The following is a 1,363-nucleotide window of genomic DNA, read 5'->3' on the forward strand; positions in this document are numbered from 1 at the left end:
CGGGACTTAAACAAGTTCTAAGCCCAAATAAAGCCTAAACTCTGCTTGTAAGCAGCAAATACGTCCTTGTTATGATTTAGCCATTGAACAAAACGATAAGATATAGCAGTACGAAATGCTTCTAGAGCATCAACAAAAGTTTTGAGTTCTTTATTAGCCCATCGCCGTCTAAATCCGCCTGTTAACTGATGCCAAAGGATAAAAGTATAAGCAGTAAAAACTAATATCCAATGACGATAAAGGCTCTTTTTATCTCTGACCTGGTATTCGCTTAAACCGAGCCAACCCTTAGCTTCTCGATAAAAAACCTCTACCCAGTTTCTTTGAGAATAAGTTTGTACAAACCATGAGGCTGTTGCTATAGAGTGACTAGCATTAGTCATGAAATAATCGACTTCGGTTTTCTCGCTTAAGGTTGACGTGTTCATGACGATGGCAAAAACTCGTTCTCCTTCTAACCCAATTGTTTCTGCTGAAAATGTAGCTACCCAAACCGTTCGCGGCTTGTCTAATTCGAGAGTGAGTTCGGTAAAAGCTTCTGGCTTTAAGGACTTGGCGACCTCATCTAACCTCGCTTTTACTTTGACTTCTCCACAGTCTGATTGTAAGAAAATCCGCCGATTCTTTGCTACTCCTACTATGTACTTTAATTTTTTTGATTCTAGCTGTTGAACAAAATGGCGATTATTTCCATAACTTGAATCAATCAAGACGATTTTGGGTCGATGACCTCTGTTTAAACATTTATCAATCAAGTTCATCGCCAAATCCGGCTTTTTCACAAATTCTGGGTCATCTTTACCTTGCGTTAAAGAACTGGCGTGCTGATAAAGTTCTACGTCTAAGGGTAAACTTTTCACCCCATCATAAAGATGAGTCGTGACAATGACTATACCATTCTCGGTTTTGCCAATCTCTCCAATATATTGTCTTCCTACTCCCGATGTTAATGTGCCACTTTTTCTATGTCCCGAATCGTCCACTATTAAACTAAACCCAGAAGTAATTTTTGTTTGACGACAGCTCGCCATTACCTGTAGGCGACGCTCATTTATCTCCGATGCTGACCACGGAGCCTCAGTTAAAAAATGATGTAATTTGTGGTAAGTCACCTCAACTGCGTTATCTGAGATTTGAGATAGATTTTTTCGTTCACTTTCCCCTAATAATCCAGCTAAATAGTTCCTAAACTCTCTTCTTTGCGCAGAGCGTGTAAAAACATCATCGAAGCGACGGCACCATCGGTCGAAGCAAGGGGGCATAGCTGCAACCGTCGTTTCTTTCATGAAATTACCTTTGATGTAAAACTATTGCTATGTATCTATCTTAGCTCATTTAACCTTAAGTTTTTGTTTAAGTCTCG

General features: G+C 39.7%; 1 protein-coding gene. It reads right to left on the bottom strand.

The features are described from left to right. Positions 1 to 17: 17 nt before the first annotated feature. Positions 18 to 1,286: an IS701 family transposase gene (locus tag DSM107010_RS37705; protein WP_127025419.1), complete on the bottom strand. Its 1,269-nt coding sequence runs from the start codon at positions 1,284 to 1,286 to the stop codon at positions 18 to 20. Positions 1,287 to 1,363 lie beyond the last annotated feature (77 nt).

Origin of the sequence: Chroococcidiopsis cubana SAG 39.79, assembly GCF_003991895.1 — a bacterium.
Taxonomy (GTDB): Bacteria; Cyanobacteriota; Cyanobacteriia; order Cyanobacteriales; family Chroococcidiopsidaceae; genus Chroococcidiopsis; species Chroococcidiopsis thermalis.

Bases quoted from the DNA above. Each gene is read 5' to 3' on its own strand.
- DSM107010_RS37705 (WP_127025419.1), bottom strand. From the start codon at position 1,286: ATGAAAGAAACGACGGTTGCAGCTATGCCCCCTTGCTTCGACCGATGG.